This window comes from Acidovorax sp. sic0104 (genome assembly GCF_019219095.1).
In the GTDB taxonomy this organism is placed as follows: Bacteria; Pseudomonadota; Gammaproteobacteria; order Burkholderiales; family Burkholderiaceae_C; genus Acidovorax.
In genome coordinates this window covers 210,982-229,550 of the sequence record NZ_JAHUWH010000007.1, presented here as the reverse complement: position 1 = coordinate 229,550, position 18,569 = coordinate 210,982, and the positions used below count along the sequence as shown (strand labels likewise).

At 59.3% G+C, this 18,569-nt stretch carries 20 protein-coding genes; all 20 read right to left on the bottom strand.

Annotated features, from left to right (window positions below; translation table 11 throughout):
- Positions 1-96: 96 nt before the first annotated feature.
- Complete coding sequence (locus KW835_RS13790) at positions 97-600, bottom strand: hypothetical protein (RefSeq protein ID WP_218383260.1); 504 nt, start codon at positions 598-600, stop codon at positions 97-99.
- Between the two features lie 14 nt (positions 601-614).
- Positions 615-899, bottom strand: a complete 285-nt coding sequence (locus KW835_RS13785) for a hypothetical protein (protein WP_218383258.1) — start codon at positions 897-899, stop codon at positions 615-617.
- Between the two features lie 543 nt (positions 900-1,442).
- Positions 1,443-1,661, bottom strand: a complete 219-nt coding sequence (locus KW835_RS13780; RefSeq protein WP_218383256.1) for a hypothetical protein — start codon at positions 1,659-1,661, stop codon at positions 1,443-1,445.
- A 395-nt stretch (positions 1,662-2,056) separates the two neighbouring features.
- Positions 2,057-3,787, bottom strand: a complete 1,731-nt coding sequence (locus KW835_RS13775) for a phosphoadenosine phosphosulfate reductase family protein (RefSeq protein ID WP_218383254.1) — start codon at positions 3,785-3,787, stop codon at positions 2,057-2,059.
- Positions 3,788-3,847: 60 nt separating this feature from the next.
- Complete coding sequence (locus KW835_RS13770) at positions 3,848-4,087, bottom strand: hypothetical protein (RefSeq protein WP_218383244.1); 240 nt, start codon at positions 4,085-4,087, stop codon at positions 3,848-3,850.
- 77 nt (positions 4,088-4,164) lie between these two features.
- Entirely contained in the window at positions 4,165-5,130 is a 966-nt protein-coding gene (locus tag KW835_RS13765) for a hypothetical protein (RefSeq protein WP_339385553.1), read from the bottom strand.
- A gap of 123 nt (positions 5,131-5,253) precedes the next feature.
- Positions 5,254-5,430 carry a hypothetical protein gene (locus tag KW835_RS13760; RefSeq protein ID WP_218383242.1) on the bottom strand — a complete coding sequence of 59 codons (177 nt, stop codon included), beginning with the start codon at positions 5,428-5,430 and terminating at the stop codon, positions 5,254-5,256.
- Positions 5,427-5,681, bottom strand: a complete 255-nt coding sequence (locus KW835_RS13755) for a hypothetical protein (protein WP_370633628.1) — start codon at positions 5,679-5,681, stop codon at positions 5,427-5,429. The genes KW835_RS13760 and KW835_RS13755 overlap by 4 nt, the downstream gene beginning before the upstream one ends.
- Positions 5,678-5,899: a hypothetical protein gene (locus KW835_RS13750; protein WP_218383241.1), complete on the bottom strand. Its 222-nt coding sequence runs from the start codon at positions 5,897-5,899 to the stop codon at positions 5,678-5,680. Before KW835_RS13750 ends, KW835_RS13755 begins: the two co-directional genes overlap by 4 nt.
- A 443-nt stretch (positions 5,900-6,342) precedes the next feature.
- Positions 6,343-6,978 carry a hypothetical protein gene (locus tag KW835_RS13745; RefSeq protein WP_218383239.1) on the bottom strand — a complete coding sequence of 212 codons (636 nt, stop codon included), beginning with the start codon at positions 6,976-6,978 and terminating at the stop codon, positions 6,343-6,345.
- Positions 6,979-7,213: 235 nt separating this feature from the next.
- Positions 7,214-7,429 carry a hypothetical protein gene (locus KW835_RS13740; protein ID WP_218383238.1) on the bottom strand — a complete coding sequence of 72 codons (216 nt, stop codon included), beginning with the start codon at positions 7,427-7,429 and terminating at the stop codon, positions 7,214-7,216.
- Positions 7,422-8,315, bottom strand: a complete 894-nt coding sequence (locus KW835_RS13735; protein WP_218383236.1) for a hypothetical protein — start codon at positions 8,313-8,315, stop codon at positions 7,422-7,424. Before KW835_RS13735 ends, KW835_RS13740 begins: the two co-directional genes overlap by 8 nt.
- A 76-nt stretch (positions 8,316-8,391) precedes the next feature.
- Entirely contained in the window at positions 8,392-8,928 is a 537-nt protein-coding gene (locus KW835_RS13730) for a hypothetical protein (RefSeq protein ID WP_218383234.1), read from the bottom strand.
- Between the two features lie 256 nt (positions 8,929-9,184).
- Entirely contained in the window at positions 9,185-12,109 is a 2,925-nt protein-coding gene (locus KW835_RS13725) for an adenosylcobalamin-dependent ribonucleoside-diphosphate reductase (RefSeq protein WP_218383232.1), read from the bottom strand.
- 347 nt (positions 12,110-12,456) lie between these two features.
- Positions 12,457-12,708 (bottom strand): hypothetical protein, encoded by a 252-nt coding sequence (locus tag KW835_RS13720; RefSeq protein WP_218383229.1) that lies wholly within the window; start codon positions 12,706-12,708, stop codon positions 12,457-12,459.
- 13 nt (positions 12,709-12,721) lie between these two features.
- On the bottom strand, positions 12,722-13,864 hold the full coding sequence (locus tag KW835_RS13715; protein ID WP_218383228.1) for a toprim domain-containing protein: 1,143 nt from the start codon (positions 13,862-13,864) through the stop codon (positions 12,722-12,724).
- A gap of 144 nt (positions 13,865-14,008) precedes the next feature.
- The gene (locus KW835_RS13710; protein WP_218383225.1) at positions 14,009-14,449 is read right to left on the bottom strand and encodes a single-stranded DNA-binding protein; all 441 of its coding nucleotides are present in this window, start codon (positions 14,447-14,449) and stop codon (positions 14,009-14,011) included.
- A 259-nt stretch (positions 14,450-14,708) separates the two neighbouring features.
- Positions 14,709-15,365 carry a hypothetical protein gene (locus KW835_RS13705; protein WP_218383224.1) on the bottom strand — a complete coding sequence of 219 codons (657 nt, stop codon included), beginning with the start codon at positions 15,363-15,365 and terminating at the stop codon, positions 14,709-14,711.
- A gap of 231 nt (positions 15,366-15,596) precedes the next feature.
- Positions 15,597-16,940, bottom strand: a complete 1,344-nt coding sequence (locus tag KW835_RS13700; protein ID WP_218383222.1) for a recombinase RecT — start codon at positions 16,938-16,940, stop codon at positions 15,597-15,599.
- Between the two features lie 101 nt (positions 16,941-17,041).
- On the bottom strand, positions 17,042-18,211 hold the full coding sequence (locus KW835_RS13695; protein WP_218383220.1) for a PD-(D/E)XK nuclease-like domain-containing protein: 1,170 nt from the start codon (positions 18,209-18,211) through the stop codon (positions 17,042-17,044).
- Positions 18,212-18,569: the final 358 nt, after the last annotated feature.

Below are 18,569 nucleotides of genomic sequence, written 5' to 3'. Positions count from 1 at the left end.
TTGGGGAGGGCTCTGGGTCGCAGCGCCCCCTCCAAAGCTCACTGAACAGTGGCACTCACCGCGTCCCAAGAAGAGACGCGGCGGGTGGATGTTAACTCACGACGCCGAGGCAGCGGGTGAGGGTCGGTGGTTCACTAGGAATGGTGCGAGGAACTTCATGGAAAGGTCCAGCGCCTCCTGACGCAGCTTCAGGGGCTTCTCGTTTGCGCTTTTCAGGTGCGCCAGTTTGGGGTGAAGTGAGAGCGTCTGAAAGAGCTGCCACTCCGCCTCGGTACGCCGGGCCTGCGCCTCCAGCAGCGGGCAACCTTCTGGGTCCCTTGTGAGGAGCCCCAGCCGATCGCGCTCCAGGTGGCACTCAGCGACGTATGCCGCCAGGTCGGACTCGCTCATCAACCAGACCTTGTTGGGGTCGGTGATGGGGAGGTGCCCATCGGGAACACCACGGTACTTAGGCTCCCGATGAAAGCCGTGCTTTGCAAGGATGAGCCGTTGATAGTTCTCGACTTGCGGGCGCAGGATGGCCTCGCGCGCCCGGGCATCGACCAGAGCCTGGGCGGCCTGGAGCATGTCGTCGGTGATTCCGAGTGTCTTGCGGTCCATGTGATGCTCCAGTTTTAGGCCGAAAGCCGGCGAAACGCGGAGGCCGCATAGTGGCCAATGAAAACGCCGTCGGACCGCACGCCGAAAACAGCTTCCTTTCGGCCGCTGTGCAGGTTGGTGCGATAGGTTGCAATCTCCACCGCGACAAGCGGGCTGCGCTTGAGGACCTCACTCACGTGCAGCTGGGCACGTTCGAGCAGGTCAACATCCAGTTCACCGGTCTTGAAGAGGCTGGCCACCTCGATGCGGCCAGCGTCTGGATGGTGGTGCATCGCCGCCACGAGCTGGGTTGCGGACATGGCGAAGGCTCCGCCGCCAGGTGCCGAGCTGATTGCGCTGGGGATAGTTTGATTCATAGGGGTCTCTGGAAAAATCGAAGCCCCCTCCCCTGCCGGGGATTGAAGCCCCGGGTTGGGAAAATGAGCGCAGGTCTACTGCGACTCGTGGAAAGCCCGCATCAACAAGGGTGTCAGGCGGGCGGGGAGAGCGACTGGCATAGGTTGCCTGCCGCGTGCAGCGAAATACTCGCAGGAGAGAGGCAACCAAAGCGCCCGCCTGAGGCAGAACTTGGTGTCGCACTCCAGCTCGGGAACAACGCTGCGAGGAGCGACGAATTCACCTAGAGCAACTCGCTCCGTGTGCTGGCTGGTTCCATAGGCCACAAGGACCCGGGGCACCACATGGGACTCATCGTCCACTGCCATCACCAGAACCGGCCGAAACTTCGGGCCGGGGACCAAAACTGACTCCACTTCAGGAAGCCAGCATCGAACGACTGCCGCCACTGGAGGTGGGGCAAGAGGGGTACGCATACAACCTCCTCGCCCCATTCTCGGGCGCGGCTAGGTTCGAGGCTTCAGAAGACCTGTCGCTTCGAACAATTGGTTAAGGGTCTGGGGCTGGACGCCCTCAGGCAAAGGCTTGAGCCCGTAGTCGCCGAGATCCTTTGCGATCGCGCGAAGAACCCACTGCTCAGGCGTGATGCCGTTCTCTCTTGCGAGAACCGTCACACGTTCGAGGGTGGTTTCGTTGTCGCTGAAGTGCAAAAGGAGTTCAGGCATGGCTCGACCTCGGAAAGGCAGGGATCGGGCGAGGGGTGCGGTGGTAACCAATCGGCCGCTATTCCAAAGCCGTAGGCCCAGAAAAGCGGCGCGGTTCATCCCACAAACCATCGCGGGCACGTTTGATACATGATGGCCTCACAAAAAATGAAGGCCTTCTCCCCCAGCCGGGTTGAAAGGCCCGGGTGGACAAAGAGCGCATAGAGACATGCGCGGTGAATGCTGATTGTTTGGTTCCTCAGCTGGGAAGTTGAACCACCTGGCATAGCCAGTGGTACGAATCCGCTTTCCCAAGAAGCCTCACAAAGCCTCTTGGGGAAGCCCTCGCGCAAGCGCGAGGTCCTCGTTGCCATATGGTACCCCCGAAGTGGGAGTATCTCAATGGTTTGTCAGCTTCAGATCAAACTCTGTTGCTGCTGGAAGAGCACGTCACAACGGGCTTCGAGCTCTTGCGGGCTTCGCTGGCCGTGGAGGTTGTGCTCCTGGCGCCACTGAGTGCGGCGCATGATTTCATCCGTGGTGCGGGATTGGCCCGCGCCGATGTGGACCATCCCAAGCCGGAGGTAAGTGCGGACACCTTCCGTCCAATCTGGATAGTCATCATGGCAATAGTCCCGGATGTAGTCCTCAGCGAGGAAGGTGATGAAGTCCGCTGCCGATTCTGGATCGACCTCGAACCGTTCGCCTTCCTCGTAGTCGGCAACAAGGGCTCCGTTCTTGAGGGTCTTCAGTTCAAAGCCACAAGACTCATGGAAGATCTCTGCACCCAGATCGCGCATCCCTGAGACGGTGTTCATTCCCGTCACCTCGTACCAACCGGCACCCACGAAGATACGGCCAATTCTCGGAACCTCACTGGGTGGGTAGGCGGCCACCACGGGGGCCTCCTCCCAATGTCCGCCATCGATCAGTTCGAAGTAGGTCTTCAAAGCAGAAAATGGCGGCCACAGCCCATACAAGCTCCATCTCAGGTCAATCGCTATTAGCTGTTCCGGACTGATGATTTTCACGCCTGAAAGCCTTTCGGCCGTGAGTGTGTAGACCAATAGCTTCTTCAGGGTTGCCGGCGAGAAAGTGTCGGCTGCAATTTCTATGTAGCCGTCGTTGATCGTTCTACCAACGTACTGGCGCAGGGACCAGTTGTACTGCGAGTTGGCAAGGTAGTTCCGCAATCTGTTTAGGGGCCGCAGGAATGAGTACCTCTTCTCGTCGCTCTCGATCATGTTCTCGACCGACCGATCACGTCCAACCCTTGTACAGGCCCAGCAGCCAGACCGGGCTCCGCAAGGAGCGTTGGAGCCCTTCATTTTCATGTCAGCGACTACCACGCACGATGAGTTCCCCATTGATCGATAGAAGTCCATAACCCCCTCGAAGTTCGAGAAGGACTCAAACACCCCTGCCGCGCAAAGGCCAATGTGCTCCCAAACATCACTCTCAGTGAAGTCAAGGATTGGCGATGCTCTAAGGTCTCCCGAATCGTTGACCCAGGTCCCCTCAGCGGACTCACGGCGGTGGGCAATTCTTTGGTCCCTCGCTGTTGATTCGCCACGTCTTACGCCTGTCAAGAGACACGTGGCCTTCCAACCATCAAAGTCCTTCGACATCTTCAACACGCGATTGATGAGCCTACGGTTCGGCGACGTCTTCAGATCGATCGAGCAATCCGCACGCGTATTTGGATAGGCCGGCAAAGCACGCCCCCCTAGTACACGGCACTGCCATGTCGAATTGAGGTCGGGCTCTCCCACGAGCGTGCGAACATCGATGCCGTTTCGGTGGCCAAAATCGACCATCTTTTTCAGTTCGGAAATTGCAAGCTTCGATACGATTGGATTCTCGATACCTGTAGAGCTATGGATGATCAGAATCGGCGGAACCCGCCCTCCTTGCTTTGCCAGTTCAACTGCACACAGCAAAACCAAGCTTGCGAGGCACGTAGAGTCCTTCCCACTGCTGTAGGCAAGGCATAGCACGAGGCCATCGCGCATCAGTGCAAGGATCCTGCGGCGTGCACGCTCCTCTGGCTCTTCGCTGATCAGTCTAAGTTTCAACGGGGCTTCTGCCACTTTAGCCAATTTCACTGATTCGGAGTCTTCTTCATAAAACAGGTCTAGTGTCTTCATGGTGTGTATCCAGAGGCGGACCTGCCCCTGCGGGCGAGGCCCGCAAGGGTTGAAGGAACTTCAGGCTACTACCTGCGCGGTGTCAATCACGCGCGCTGTAGTCTTGAATCGGCCGCAGTCACTGACCCCATCGACCACCGCAACGGTGCCTCCGAGAATCGTGCGCAGCGCGGTGGCCTGGAAACTGGGCGTGCGGCCTACAAGTCGGAACTTGGCGCCCACCGCCAGCGAGCCGTTGATGATCAGGTCGGCCTTGGTGCACGAGGCCAGGTTGACCAAGGGAATGTTCAGGTTTTTCATTTGAGTCTCCGGGCATCACCCCATGAGGGTTTGCCACATGGGTTGTGAATCACCGCACCTTCGGTGCGGCAGGAGGGTCAGGCGAACAGCCCGAGGTCGATCTGCGAGCCGGGGCTCGGCGCGATTCGGGAGCAAGCTGCAGACATCCAGCGGGTCATCTCCTCGGAACGCCGTGAAAGCGTGTTCGAGTAGCCACCCTTGTGGGCCTTGATACGTGCGGAAACGTCCCAGGCCATGCTGTCCGTGCTGTGAATCCAGCCGAGCTTCTTCACCTGCGCAAGCGCGGTGCCCTTCACCCCAAAGAGGTGAAACGACGTCTGCGGCGGGATACTTCCGTCGAGCGCTTGCAAGATGGCGTAAAGCCCGTGCTCCGGGTGATCGGTAGCGCGCCGGCATACCGAACCCAGGCCCAGCAGCCGTGGTGGCGCAAGCCAAGGTTCCCAGCGGCGCCAGACCTCGTAGATGAGATCCAGGCATCGGAGATAGTCGCTTTTGCGAAACCCCTGGACTACAGGAACGGGGGGCTTGAGCATGTTCGCGACGACAGACGCGGACTCGGTCTTGGCCAACTCGTTCTGCCAAGCGTAGAGGGTTTGAAGTGTCCCCTCCAGCAGGGTAGCCGTAGCGTTGATCCTGAAATCCACTTCCGCCTGGCTTCCTGCGATTTCTTTTTCACAGCAGAGGTCTGGCGCGCTGTACCAATCAGGCTGAAGCAATGAAGCGAGCTCAAGGTACTGCGCGGCCGTCCAAGGGTAGATGCCTGCCATGCCGGCCTGCTTCCCCTTCGCTTGAAACTGCGAAACCGCCACAAAGCCAGCCGAATCCAGTGCAAACGGCACTTCGTAAAGGTCGGAGGCCTCCGGCACTACGAACTGTCCCTTCTTGGGGTTCCAGAAGGCGTTTGCGCTCACCATGGCTGGGTAGCCACTGTTGAAGGCATGGAATGCCAGCTTGCCGCCTTTGTGCGGGATGCCGACACGCATTACCAGCTCGTCGCCAACATGCGCGTTGACCTGCCCCATAGGCAAATTTGAGATTGGCACCGTGGTGCTCCTAGGTTGTAGGGGCACCTCCCTGAGGGCGGAGCCCTCATGGGAAATGGCTTTCGCCACAATGAAAAAACCCGGCCCCCTTTCGGGGAACCGGGTTCTGCGTCGCTGCGGTTTTTACCCGCGCGATGAGTGGTTGTGATGCCGCTCCGGACTACCACCCGTGCGGCGATGCTGCCGCCAGGGATCGGTTCGACGCAGCTCGTCGCGAATGCCCTTGAACGCCCCTGTGAGAGGCGCAAAGTACACCCGCACGCTGTTCAGAAAGATGCGCCGAAGATCGAGGTCGGTCATTTGAAAATCTCCTTCAGAAGATCCCAAGAGGACTTGAGCAGGTACCCCAAGAACAGAAGGATGTCCAGGACCATGAGGCCGTGGGCAACGGAACTGATTGCATTGTAGGTGAACGGTGTCACACCGAGGGTCTGAACCCACTGGGATGTCAAGTCGAGACCCACCGCAAGTGCTCCTAGCACGATGAATATCACGGTGCCGAAGACCATGTGCCAGATCTGTCCCAGGATGAGGCGCTGGTGGCCACTCACGGGGTGATCTCCAGGCCCAATCCTTCGATCAGGAGACAAGTTCCGCCCTTGCCGCTCGCAGCCAAGAGGGTTCGCTTGCCCAGGTAGAGATGGCGCTCCGCCGCCCAGTTGGGCAAGTCGTCCCGCTCGGTGGTCCAAACGCCACGGTAGCTCTCCGGTTGCGAGGCGTACTGCGCTTCGGTCATTGTGACGCCTTGCGGCGTCGTTTGTGTTTCCATGCTAACTCCAATGAGGCGCGAGTCAGCCCCTGCGGGGATGACCCGCTGGGTTGAGGTTTGACCGGCATGCCGATCGGTGGTGCTGATTTTTTGATGCCTCAGCTAGGACTTTCGAGCTGCAGGCGTAGCCCGCAACGTGAAAACGTTCGCACAAGTCTCCACAGGGGGCTTGTGCGAACCCTCTCAGGTTCGCGACCAGCCACCCGGAGGTGGTCTGGCTTTGGTCTTGCCGCTGTAGCGGTGAACAAATGCCGTAGCGGGTCTGGTTGAAGATCGCGAGCGATCAGGGTTGCTGTGTAGGCTCAGCAGCTCGGAGGCATCAATGGCGTTGCGTAGCAACACCGCGAAAATGGCTCTGCTCAGAGCGCCAGGGTGCGCTGAGCAAAACCACCTGGGGTGGTCTTGCGCCGGGAACGCCAGGCCCGCTCGTGGCGGGCCTGAGTTCAGGCAGGAACGGTTAAGCAGGCATGCATCACATGGCCTGGCACACCGTCCAGTTTGGCTGATCGGTCCAATCGAATCTCTTCGACGAGATGATCATGTTTCCAGAGCAGGACAAGGTCGCAATGCCCGCTCGCCGGATCCTGGTACTTGAAGACAGGATGTCCGTTGACGGAGAAGACCTGTGGATGTCTCGCCCGGTACTTTGTGCGCCAGCCGAGCGACTTTTGAGCGTCACTGTAGGCGAGCGCATCGCGGAAGCTCATCGGCTCCCCAGTTGGGAGACCAGCTTCAAACCGCTGACGGCGGGCGCAAACCATGTTGGCTCCGTCCACCTGGACCAGCAGGCCAGTAAAGTCGGTATCCATCCATTGGCCTCGGATCATCGCCGAATTGAAGCCATTGACTGTCGTAGGCCCTGTAAACCTGTCTGGCTCCATCAGCTCGTAGGCCTCGACCGTACATCTGGATAGGCTCCACCAGTGGTACGCCAGGGTCGTGAACAATTTGCCGGCGTAGGTCGTTGCTCGAACGAAGCCTACGCCGTCCGGGTCTTTGCCCATCAGGCTGCTGCTGGAGTGCACCAGCGCGAGGGCTTTGAACGTCTCTGCCGAGACGATTTCGATGCTGTTGTTCAAGGGTTACCCCTTAAGCAAAGCGGACAGACGCGCTATGAGGCTGGGGCGTCCGATCCAGCTGTAGCGGCGCTTTGCTGCTGGCGCTGGATTCAGATACCTGAGGCCCCCTGCAGTGCGGACGATCTCGATAGAACTCATGGACAAACTCCTAAGGAAAATTGGCCAAGAGCGCCCCCAGCTCGGGGATGCACCCCGGCCGGGTTAAAACTCAGCGCATCATCGATGCGCCAGAACATTACATTTCACGGACTTCCTGCACGCGGCCTTCCGCCAGCAACTCATTCGCCTTAGCTTGCGCGTCGGCGATGTCTGTGCGGTGGAAGGTGCGCTGGGTGCCACCGCAGAACCGTTGCCCATCGCTTTCGTACTCCAGGTCCACGCGTACGGTGGGCACTGAAGCTCGATCGCGGCCGACATAGGCCACCCTCAGGCGATTGCGGGTTTCAGCCATGGGCCACCTCCGCATTCACATTCAGGCCTGCTTTCAGGATCTTGTCGGCGGTCGAGAAGATGCGACCAGCGCTCTTCTTGTACGCCTCGCGATCCGTCGTACTGTGGCCCAGCCAGGACTGCACATAGCCCCGGGCTTCTGCGAGCCCGGGAAGGTTCAACGCAGAGCAGCACAGGAACGCCACGCTTTCGGCTTCGGCTTCCTTGATGCTCTTCTTCAGGTCACTGCCATCAACCATCTCCACCGTCTCGTCTCCATGAAGCAGGCAGTGCGCGAGTTCATGGAATCGGGTCTTGTGGGGCAGCTGTGCCATTGGATTGAGTGCAATCTGCTTTGCAGTGGGCAATGCCCATCCTTGCGTGTTGCCACCAACCATAGCGAACGGCACCTCAGTGATTCCCAGCTTCTGCATCGCCGCCTGAGCATCCCAGGACATTTCGGCCTTCATGGGCTCGACGGCGGGCGTTTCGGCATGGGGGTCAACCTCAGTCTGCGAGAACGCAAACCAGTTGTTCTTCATCATGAATGCCATACGCGAAGGTCCGCGCTTTTCGCCATCCACCGTAGGGGTCAGCTGGCTGGGATCGACCTTTCGGTCAGAGCCCTTCACCTCGCCCGGTTTCGCTCGCGGCGTGAACGGCATCCAGAGCCCAATGGCCTTCTCGCCCTTCTTCACACGTCGCCCCTTCAGCTTCCAGGACTGGAAGCTGGAGATCGGGCTCACCTCGATGTCGCGCATGAGGAGTTGCTCCACCGCCAAGGCCTGGTTGCCCAAGCTGTAGTTGTGAAACGCGTGGTAGTAGTCCCCGAGTCGCCCTGGCTCGGTGAGGATCGATTCGATCATCTTCAGCCAGTCGGGACGCGGGAATGCAGCTTTCAGTTCCATAGTGATCTCCTTTGCAGAATGCGCAGGAACACCAATCCCCTAGCGGGGACTGGCATCCCCGCTAGGGTGGAAAAATTTACGCGACGACTTCGAATTTGTCAGATCCCAGCTGCAGCCCAGCGGCGGCTTCGGGATAGGCCTGGTTGAAGTTGTCGATGCCGGCGCCCACCGGGATGCCAGCTACTGTCGTCAGGTGGTCCATCGCATGAAGATCCAAAGAAGGCAGAGCCACTTGTGGGATCGGCTCCGCAGGAACCGCAGCCGACTTCGGCGTGCGACGACGGGGAGCCTTTGCTGGACCTGCAGCCGGAGCAGCAGCTTGAACCTCAGCTTCGGCTGCAGGCTTTGCTGCCAGCGCCGCCTCCGCAGTCTCCATACGCTGCGTCATGGAAGCGAGGTGGTCCTTCAGAGACTCGATCGCCAAGGTTTGCTCTTGCAGCAGCTGCAAAGCGCGTGCGAAAGCCTCGTCCTTAGTGTCCGCCTTTTCAGGTGCAGGACGAATGACTGCCATGATCTGTAGCTTGGACCAGAAGAGCACCACGCCAACAATCACGATGGACAGGCAGGCTGAGCCAAACAACGCGAAACAGAAAAGAACTTTCTCAAATGCCATAGTGAACTCCGAATGATGTAAAGATCAGCGGAGACACCATGACCCATGCGGGAAAGGGCATCCCGCCAGGGTTGATGTGACAGGCATGCACCCGTCGATAGACTGCTGGTTCACCCGAAGGCACGGTCAGCTGCCGTTCTCAAAATCTCAGCCGTGAAGGACAGAGAGTGAAACCTGTTTTCCAAAACACTCTCACGGTGAGAATGCTTTGAAAAACCCCGCGATAAATCGCGAGGTTCTCAAGAGTCATGGGTGTCTAGCCACACGATCCCATATAGCCACAGCCATCGGAGCACTGTTCACAGCCGCCGTATTTCACGACGGAGTAACGTGCGCACTGGGGGCACAAAGTGCCCTTTCGCACGGCTGCTTGGAGCGGTTTGCCTTCAACGGAGGACGTCGATTCGCCTTCCTTGAAGCCGCCATCAGCAACGGGGTGCCCCTCGGCATCGAGGATACCAAAGCTGTGGAAGCGGTGGATCAAAAGTTGCGCCATGTAGGCAACTGTTGATGGGTAGCAAGCTTGACGCTTCTCGCCTGGTACAGGAGCCCAAAGGTCGCCCTGGGGTTCACGGTAGTTCAGCAATTTGCGCAGCTTCATTCCTATCCAGGCCGGGTCCGCAACACGCATGTCGATGGACAGGAGTTTGCACAGCCCATCCAAGACCTTGGGATACTCGCCGGCAGTCCAGACGCTGTAGGGGCGCCGGGTGCCATCGGGCATTACAAGTTCTTTGACGATCATGAGGAAGTCGTCGCCGGTACCGGGATTCTTCACATCCACCGTCCAAGAGAGAGTGCCCTCAGGTCCCGCCTTCGGTTCCTTGCGGAACAGCATGGCGTCTTCCAGGGAGCTATCGCCCTCGGCTTGCAGCCAGCCGATTTTCTCGGCGTGGTATTGGACGATCTGCGCGAACGCCGACACGACGCTTGGCACCGTGCGCAATACCCCTGTGGGGGGCATTGCGATTTCAACCGGTTGCCCATCGCATTTGGTGAGGGACTCCAGCTTCAGCCGGAGCCAGCCTCTGTCGAACGTCCGCATGTCCGCGCTCAGCGTCTTGGCCACCGCGCCCAAGCCCCGTGGAGCTTCAGCGCCGTTGATCCAGACCTCAAACGGGTGCCTCGTGCCGTTGACATGCTCTCCCACCATGACGGCAAAGTCCCCGAGCGGGTTCTCGACCATGTAGGTGTACGAAGGATTGCCATCCGGCAAGTGTGGGCGATCCAGCCAACGCAGGCTGTTCATCACAGTTTCCGGCAACTTCTGCAGGCGCAGGCGACGATCAGGGTCCACCTCAGCAGTAGACACCGCGTCCAGCCCCTTCGGATGGGACTCAGCGTTCGCTTTGCCATCATCCGAGATCAGGATCGCTCCCAACTCACCGCCCTCGCGGAAGGTGGTCAGTCCCTTCAACCCGGCCGTCCAGCCATCGAGGTAGACGCCTTGGAAGTCCTCGAAGGGATAGTCCGAGGGGACATTCACCGTCTTGGAGATCGCGGAATCAACATAGGGTGCCAACACCATGAGCATTTCCAGATGGGCCACCGCCGAAAGCGATTGAGCTGTCTGGAAGTAGTCGGGGAGGTTCGTGGTATCGCCACCCATGCTGCGGTACTGCAGATAGGCCGCATTCACGAGCCCCTCTTCGAGCTTGCGCGACCCATCCGGCTGGATGACCTCGCGCTTTTGCTTGAAGCTGAACACCGGCTCGCAGCCGGAGCTGCAGTTGTTGGCGAAGGTCAGGCTACCGGTTCCCACTGGGGCCAGGCTCAACAAGTGACTGTTGCGCACGCCATGCCTGCGAATGGAGCGTTGCAGGTCCGCTGGGAGGCGGCTTGCGAACGTACCATCGCTCTTTTCGGTGACACCCTCAAGGTAGCCGTTCGCTTCGAAGAGCGGGAAGGGTCCGCGCTCAACGGAGAGTTCGACAGAAGCTTCGTAGGCCGCGTGTGCGACTGTCTCAGCAATCCTTCCAGCAAACTCCCGGCCCTCCGGCGAGTCATACTTCAAGCCCATCATGATGAGCAAGTCGCCAAGGCCTGTGTAGCCCACGCCGATACGCCGCTTGTTCTGCGCCTCCTCACGTTGGGCGTCAAGAGGCCAATTGGTGAGGTCGAGCACGTTGTCCAGCATCCGCACGAGGAGTGGGACCATCGCCTTCAACTTCTCGAAGTCGAAGGATGGAGGCCCCTCCCAAGCAGCGCAGCGCACAAAGCGCGGCAAGACAACATGACCGACATCGCAGCAACCATACGCCGGCAACATTTGCTCGCCGCACGGGTTTGAAGCCGCAATGCTTTCGATGTAGCGCAGGTTATTGTCGGTGTTGACCCTGTCCAGAAAGATGACACCTGGCTCACCACGGTCGTAGTTCGACCGCATGATGCGCTCGAACAGGTCCTTGGCGCGCACCGTCTTATAGACCCACGTGCCGTCCTCGCCGAGCACGACGCCAGCGGCCTTCTGCTCGGGTGATGGTTCAGCCTCGTGGACCAGGTTGAATGATCGATCGTCCACCACCGCCTTCATCAGTTCGTCAGTGATACCGACGGACATGTTGAAGCAGCGCAACGGCCGCTTGTCCCAAGGGATAGACGGATCCGCGACACGCTTGGCGACGATGAAATCTTCGATGTCGGGGTGGTCGCATCGCAACACAGCCATCTGGGCCCCACGACGCGAGCCCGCCGAGATGACGGTCTCGCACATGGAGTTGAAGATGCCCATGTAGCTCAACGGTCCGCTCGCATGGCTGCGAGTGCCCTTGATCCAGGAACCCTTCGGTCGGATCACGCTGAAGTCGTACCCCACCCCGCCGCCAAGACGCATGGTCTGGGCGGCTTCCATGACCGCCCCCATGATGGAGGGCGTTCCGTCGATCGGCTCGTAAACCGAATCAGCGATCGGTTGAACGAAGCAGTTGATCCAGGTAGTCCCCAGGTCTTCGAGCCCAGCCGACGCGTTGATTCGGCCGCCGAGCACGAGGTAGTTCAGGGCCTCGCGGAAGCGAGGCTCCCATTCCTGCGGGACATGTTCGTTCTTGGCGAGGCCTCGGGCCACGCGGTCCAGCACCTCGCCGGGTGTTGCTTCACCGCCGTGCGCGTACTTCTGCAGCAGCAGTTCACGCGACAGGGGTTGCAGTTCCATTCCCATTTGGGAGATTGCAGTCATTTCCATTGTGGACTCCTTTTCGGTTGCAAAAACCCCATGCAGGGCCTGCCACAACCCCCCTCCCATAGAGATGAGAGAGGTTCTGGCAGACCCTGCCATGGGGCGTGTCTTCTGAAACCAACCAAAGAGCCGCCCTACCGGGTGAATCCCGGTTGGGGGTGAACGCGCAACTTGCGAAGCGCGAAGTGATGCTGGCCAGCGAACTGGTCAGCGGATGATGCTGTCGGATTACCCTCCTCAGCTCGGAGCAACAAACCATGGGACTAGCCGCACGGTATGAATTCAGGCTTTCCGCATCGCACATCGTCGTGTGCGATCTGGAAAGCCCGCCCCCGAAGGGGCAGGATCTCATTTCAAATTGGCTTGTAACGTTCCATCATCCACAGTGCATGCCTTGCATACTTTCCAGTGAACTCGGGGGTCACGCCATCCCTGCGGCGCAGCAGACTCGCGACGAGCGCGATGTGCTGGCGTGCACCGGTATCGGAGACTGAGCGTTCCGTGAGGAACGCCTTGTAGTCGCCTTCGAATCCGGCCGGTGGTGCGAACGCAGTGTTCGCACCAGGGTCCGTGTCAATGAGCGAGAAATTGATGCGGCCGTACATGGCACAGCCTCCTTCACGCTACCTTGAGCATTGAGCGACGAACAGCCTCAAGGGTCGGGATTCCCTGAGGACCCTCGTTTCGCAGGACGTCGAGCCAGTCGAGTGATTTCTCACCTTCCGGGATCTCGCCCTTTGGGACGATGGCAGTCGCTCTGATGCCCATCTTCCAGGCACGTTGCACCAATCTACTTGCGGCCTGTTGTCCAGGCCCGTTTGGAGCGAGTCTGGAAGGGCGATCTTTGTCCGCGAAGACAATCAACTGCTCGACGGACGGAGGCGGAACGAAGTTCTCCAACATCACAGCATTTACCGTTGGCCAGGTAGGAATCCCTGTCCCTTCCATTGCCGCCAGCGCAGTTTCTATGCCTTCAGCCACAGCCAGTACACGACCGTGCGGGCAGAGCTGAATAGCGCCCCCTGTGACCGTGCGGACGTCGGGGTAACTCATCAGCTTCTTGGGTGACGGGACGTTGGCCTTGCGGCCGTCCGGCGTCAGGTAGGTACGGTGAATAGTCACCGGTTGCCCGTCTGGCCCTGTGACCATCGCAATCATGGCGGGGAACCTGCCAATGATGCGATCTTGGTCCACGTCGAAATAAACAAGGCTCGGGTGGAAACGAAGGGCCTCAGGTGGGGAAATCTTCAGCCCACGTTTTCGCAAGTAAAGCCTTAGCGGCTCGGCATCCCGTGCGGTGACGGGGATCGAGTCCAACCAGGCCCTGTTGAGCGAGAGCGCGAGATTTTCGTTTTCCTCCTGAGTGTTTCCTGTCGGCGGTGGTGGCGCGGTTCGCGGCTTCGGGCGGATCTTTCCATCTCCACCCGTAAAGTGCCCTGTCACTGCCTCAACCGCCTCGCGGGCTGTCCAGCCATTCGCCCATTTCAGGATCTCGAAGCCATCGTGCATCGCACCGCAGGTATTGCAGTGTCCGCCGCCGGTTTCATGAAAATCCTTGTACATGCGAAAGCCATCTTTCCCGCCATGAACAGGGCAAGGGACGTGGCGTTTGCCTAGACCGTCGAGTGCCGGGCTGACTTGCGGCGCAAGTACACGCAACACCGAGTCCCAGTGCCCGGCAGCGAGCTGCCGAGCCCGGGACCAGTATTCCTGCCATTGCTCACGCCACTCTTGATCTGTGAGTCGTCTGTAAGCTGTCATAGGTTCTCCTGTGTTGGCCCTGAGAGGGCACACCGAAGGGCCTTGCTAGGCACTTTGGTGTGCCCACTCATGGGCCGCGAAAACCCAGACGGAACCTCCCCTTCCGGGTAGGCACCCGGCTGGGAAGTGATCGCTCAGAAGAGCTTACTTGGTCGGCCTGAAGGGGCCGCTGCTGTAGTCGGTCTGGTGGCCGTGCTGATCAGCATAGCGATCGCTGTCGTGGCCAGCAGTAGCCTGCGCTCCCTCGTACCCGCGCGCCGCAGCGTGAGGGTGGGGGCATGGCCGCCACAGATCGACGTGGACTTCAGTCATGTAGCGGGGGACACCGTTGTCTTCCCACTTTCGTGTTCGCGAGCGGCCTTCGATGAGCACTGTCGTACCCTTTCGGGCATAGGCAGCAATACCCTCTGCGAAGCGGCCAGTCGCCACGACGTTGTGCCACTCGGTGTGCTCCTTCCACTCGCCAGACCTGTCGCGATAGTTTTCCTGGGTCGCCAACCGGAAGTTGAGAACTGCATCTCCACTGGGGAAGTGCCGAAGCTCGGGGTCAGCAGCCATGTTGCCAATCAACATGTGTCTGTTCATAGATGCTCCAATTTCAGATAGATCTTGGAGCCCCACACCCCAATGGGGCGGTTCGCGGGGCCCCACGGGGATGCGCTATTCAGCGCGGGTGGTTGGCGCATGCCGCAGAGAGCGTGTGATCGCTATCTGCGCGGCGCGCCAGGAACTGGCGGGTCGCACGCGGTAGTCGTGCGACTGCCACGTGAACGTTCCGTCAGTGAGTTGGTGAATGAAGCACCCTTTGTAGGATGCTGTGAAGGCGCAGCTTTGCATGCGCACCTCAGATGCGCGCCAAGCGCTTGACCATCTGCGGCACCATCACTTGCTCCTCAATAACGATGAAGTCGTCGAGCAGCGTGATGAACTCGGAGCGGACCTGGTCGCACACCTGGTCGAAGCGCTGTACCAAATCGAACTTCACCTTCAGCGAAGCCTCGTCCAGTTCGAGGAAGTCCTCGCGGCTCATTCCCGCGTCGATACCGCTGGAATGGACACGGTGGAACCGGGGCGGCACCTTGTAGTTGGTGCGAGGATGGGAACACACGGCACAGGGGGCCGATTTGCCTTCCGGGACCGCCTGGTAGTTGCGCTGGTGGCACTGCTTGCAATAGCTCTTGTATTCCGAGTCGTAGTATTCGCCGGAGTACAGAACCATGTGTCCGCCCGAGCGGCCATTGAAGCCGACCGTGTACTGACCTCCCGTCTCCTCGCGGAAACGATTGATTGGCGCACCAATCAGCTCTGCAAGGTTGTCCAGCTGGACGACTTCACGGGCCTTGTTCAGCTGCGCACCGCGAAGACCAAGCGAATGTACTTTGCAGCAATTCGAGTAGCTCCCGGCGCCGGAACGCCCCATGGTTTGGTAGCGCGCATGCTGCACGAGGAAATCAGCCATTTGATCTTTGGACTTTCCAAAAAACGTCTTGAGGAAAAACATTGAGAACTCCCTTTGAAGGAACTTCGACGTGTTCTCCCGCCAGCGGGGAAAACACCTCGCTGGGTTGATGTGATTTGCTGAATTGCCTTCAATAGGCTTGGCCAGCTACCTTTTAGATTCGAATGGACTAGCCACATCGAATGAAAACCGTGGTTTTTCGGGAGGCATTCTTTGGTGAATGGCTCCTGAAAAACCCCCTGCTTGCGCAGGAGGTCTTGGGGGTGGAACCGTCTAGAACATTGCGCGTGTTCCTTGGGGTTCAAATCGATCTTTCAAAGCGAGGTACGTGCGCTCTACGGCTTCCAGGCCTGCTCCGGAGAGCCGGTCTGCAGCGTCGATGTAGATGTCGTTCACACGATCCATGCTGGGGCACTCGCGCATTCGCTTGATGAAGGCATCCGCCGCCTGCACTGAGGTTTGATCCCGTGCGGACGGCTGCTGTGGCGCTGTGGCTGCTGGCGCTTGCGTTCTCGCGACAGGCGCGGAGCGGTGCGGAGGCGGTGCAGGAGGCTCCTGGCGCGGGGGAGCGCTGGCAGATCTCTGTTGAGCCATTGGCGCCGCTGGGGATGGGCGAGCCACAGGCACCGGGGCCGGAGGCCTTGCCGAGGCCGCTGGAGGCCTTGGTGGGCTGCTCCCTTGGCTGGGCGGCTTAGCACCGTAGGTCCTTCCTGCCTGTTCGGGAGGTTGGGCCGGTCTCCTCGGCGGCTCAGGCCTGCTGGGCTGCGCTGGTGGAGCGTCCTCCTCTGTTTCGCGCGGCGCATTGAAGTGGCTGTCATTCGGCGCATACGTGCCATCCGCCGCTTGTTTGAGCGTGATGTGTTGGCGCCGCCCTTCATGGGAGAGCGAATCCAGGCTGAGAGCCAATGTCAAATGAGGGGATTTCGGAAGCTGCTTGGTCAGCATGCGTATCACCGATTTCTTCCCCATCTCAACAAAGTCGGTCACCCAAGGGTGCAGCCGTCCGTTGCGCTTGGCGAATTGGTAGCCATTGCTCGATTCGCGAATCTGCTCGCAGTCAGCCTTTGCGAGGTGAATGAAAGCTGATTGGCCGCTCTTCAAGACCGCCACCGCGTAGAACCCGCAGAGTTCGCCCCGCTCGGAGTTGGCCACGGGGAATCCGTTGGAACGGACCTGCGGTTTGTGCATCAGCTTGCGCTGAGCACCGTAGTCGATTTCGAACAGGTCCTGCTCGTAGACCTCCATCGCGTAGATGTCGTCCACAAAGCCAGACTGGCGCGCCAGCTTCATCAAGCCCTGGTATCCAGGAATCAATTGACATTCGCGCCTGAACGGAACCAAGTAGGCCTCTCCATTCAGACCAATTTCTAGGCCCATCTGGGTAGCCTGGACTACTGACGCCATCACCGACATCGGATCACACTCACCGAGCTTCTCGTTCTGGCGGAATGCCGACAGAGCGAGCCACATCATGCGGTCCGGGTCCAAGTGCTTTGGCAACGAGCGTTGGATTTCCATCCGGCCCTGTTCAAGGAGGTCGGCGAACGGGCTGATCGCCGTTTGCCCCCCTTGCCCGCTTGCCTGGCGGACAGAACGCAGAGTTTGCAGAATTGTCATGGGTTTCTCCAAATGAAATGGGAGACGCCCTCCCCTTGCGGGGAGGGAGCCCCCCGGGGGATATGAATGAAATGGTGCAGGACTGAACGCATGGACTTGGCCTAGTAGCCCTCGTCTTCGTCGTCAAAATGAACCGCACGCTCATAGGCAGGCACATCGATTTCGGTCTCTTCGCTGAACGGCTGGTAGCTAGGCCACCGCTCGTTCTCGCGGCACCACTGCAGCAGCTGCAGCGCCGCCCTGTACTTCGATCGCCCATTTCTCAACGTGCGCGGCCCCGCCTTGTAGAGAGCGACCCCATGCGGAGCTGAGTTTTCTATGGCCAGGAAGCGGAACGGAACATCACGCTGCAACCACTCGCTCAGCGGATCCGTATAGAAGCCTGCCTGCACGTCATACCCCATTCTGGTTATCTGACGTTGGAAGGCCCCTTCGGAGGCATCGAGCGTGGACTTCAGGTCGAGCTGCCCAACGATGTAGGGCTCGGCACCGACCTGCATAGCTTGGTTTAGTGTCACCGCCTCGCCGCCGTCGAGCAGAAGCACGTCGGGGCGAAACTTGCAGTGGATGCCTGTTTCGGCGTCCGTCCAGAAGAAGCTTTTCTCCTTTGCGCCTTCACTGATGTACTTAGACGCTAGGGTGTGCTGTCCGATCATTCTTTGCATGATCTTGAGCATCTCCATCTGGTCTTCGGTCAGCGGCTTCTTTCCGGCGTTGGCCGCCTCCCACGCTGCCGCATCGGCTTTCCCGGCAGTGGTACGCCGGTCAAACTTCGGTGACTCCGTGTAGGCTTCGTCGAAAAGATCAGGCTCCAACACCGCCATGTGCAACGCTGTGCCGAACTCCATGGCTGGAGTGGGCGCATGTGCAGAATCCAGATAATGGCGAAAGTGCGCGGGGGAGCGCATTAGCTTCACAAGGGCGGAGTGCCCGACCGCTGGCGATGCGTGATATGCCGATGCCGGCATATCAAACATCTCCAGGCTGTTTGCGGTTAACGTCATGCGGTATCTCCAATTTGCAAATGAAATCGAGATGCCGCACCCACCAGGTGAAGCACCCCGGTGGTTGGTGGATTGATTTGAAACGCTGATTATTTTTAGGGGCCAGCTACCGCCCTTTTTGAGCTGCCTGGATACCCAAACAACAAAAAGCTTCCTCAAAGGCACTTTGCAAATGCACTTGAGGAAGCCAGCCCGCAGACGAATCTGCGGGCCGTCTTCACGCCCGTTTCTGGACCATCCCTGCTTGGCGCAAAGATTGACGAACAAGGGCTCTGGTCTCCTCCGAGGCCAGCGCATTCGGCGGACTCGCTTTGAGTCTTGAATGCAGGTCCCCAGCGAGACGGATAGAAATGCCCTTGTACAGGCGTGTGACTGTGTTTTCTGCGCGCGTTGTGATTTCGGCAAGCATGTGATCACCCCCTCCGATGGAAGAGGCGGTCACCGATAGCGAAACCAATGGCCACGCACAGGGTAACGATAAGAGTTTCCATGATGAGCCCCTCGCTAGGTTGTTGAAAACCTGCTGGGTGCCACACATGACATTTTGAATGTCTGTGGCACCCCGCAGGCTAGAGGGCTCGACACGAAGTTGAGCACTCTAGCCTGCGGGGTGAACCGCAGACTA

Coding starts and splice junctions, on each gene's coding strand:
- KW835_RS13770 (WP_218383244.1), bottom strand. CDS start 4,087: ATGAAAAACCTGAACATTCCCTTGGTCAACCTGGCCTCGTGCACCAAG.
- KW835_RS13720 (WP_218383229.1), bottom strand. CDS start 12,708: ATGTACGGCCGCATCAATTTCTCGCTCATTGACACGGACCCTGGTGCG.
- KW835_RS13780 (WP_218383256.1), bottom strand. CDS start 1,661: ATGCCTGAACTCCTTTTGCACTTCAGCGACAACGAAACCACCCTCGAA.
- KW835_RS13760 (WP_218383242.1), bottom strand. CDS start 5,430: ATGACCGACCTCGATCTTCGGCGCATCTTTCTGAACAGCGTGCGGGTG.
- KW835_RS13725 (WP_218383232.1), bottom strand. CDS start 12,109: ATGGAAATGACTGCAATCTCCCAAATGGGAATGGAACTGCAACCCCTG.
- KW835_RS13710 (WP_218383225.1), bottom strand. CDS start 14,449: ATGAACAGACACATGTTGATTGGCAACATGGCTGCTGACCCCGAGCTT.
- KW835_RS13775 (WP_218383254.1), bottom strand. CDS start 3,787: ATGAAGACACTAGACCTGTTTTATGAAGAAGACTCCGAATCAGTGAAA.
- KW835_RS13715 (WP_218383228.1), bottom strand. CDS start 13,864: ATGACAGCTTACAGACGACTCACAGATCAAGAGTGGCGTGAGCAATGG.
- KW835_RS13735 (WP_218383236.1), bottom strand. CDS start 8,315: ATGGAACTGAAAGCTGCATTCCCGCGTCCCGACTGGCTGAAGATGATC.
- KW835_RS13705 (WP_218383224.1), bottom strand. CDS start 15,365: ATGTTTTTCCTCAAGACGTTTTTTGGAAAGTCCAAAGATCAAATGGCT.
- KW835_RS13750 (WP_218383241.1), bottom strand. CDS start 5,899: ATGGAAACACAAACGACGCCGCAAGGCGTCACAATGACCGAAGCGCAG.
- KW835_RS13785 (WP_218383258.1), bottom strand. CDS start 899: ATGTCCGCAACCCAGCTCGTGGCGGCGATGCACCACCATCCAGACGCT.
- KW835_RS13790 (WP_218383260.1), bottom strand. CDS start 600: ATGGACCGCAAGACACTCGGAATCACCGACGACATGCTCCAGGCCGCC.
- KW835_RS13740 (WP_218383238.1), bottom strand. CDS start 7,429: ATGGCTGAAACCCGCAATCGCCTGAGGGTGGCCTATGTCGGCCGCGAT.
- KW835_RS13730 (WP_218383234.1), bottom strand. CDS start 8,928: ATGGCATTTGAGAAAGTTCTTTTCTGTTTCGCGTTGTTTGGCTCAGCC.
- KW835_RS13700 (WP_218383222.1), bottom strand. CDS start 16,940: ATGACAATTCTGCAAACTCTGCGTTCTGTCCGCCAGGCAAGCGGGCAA.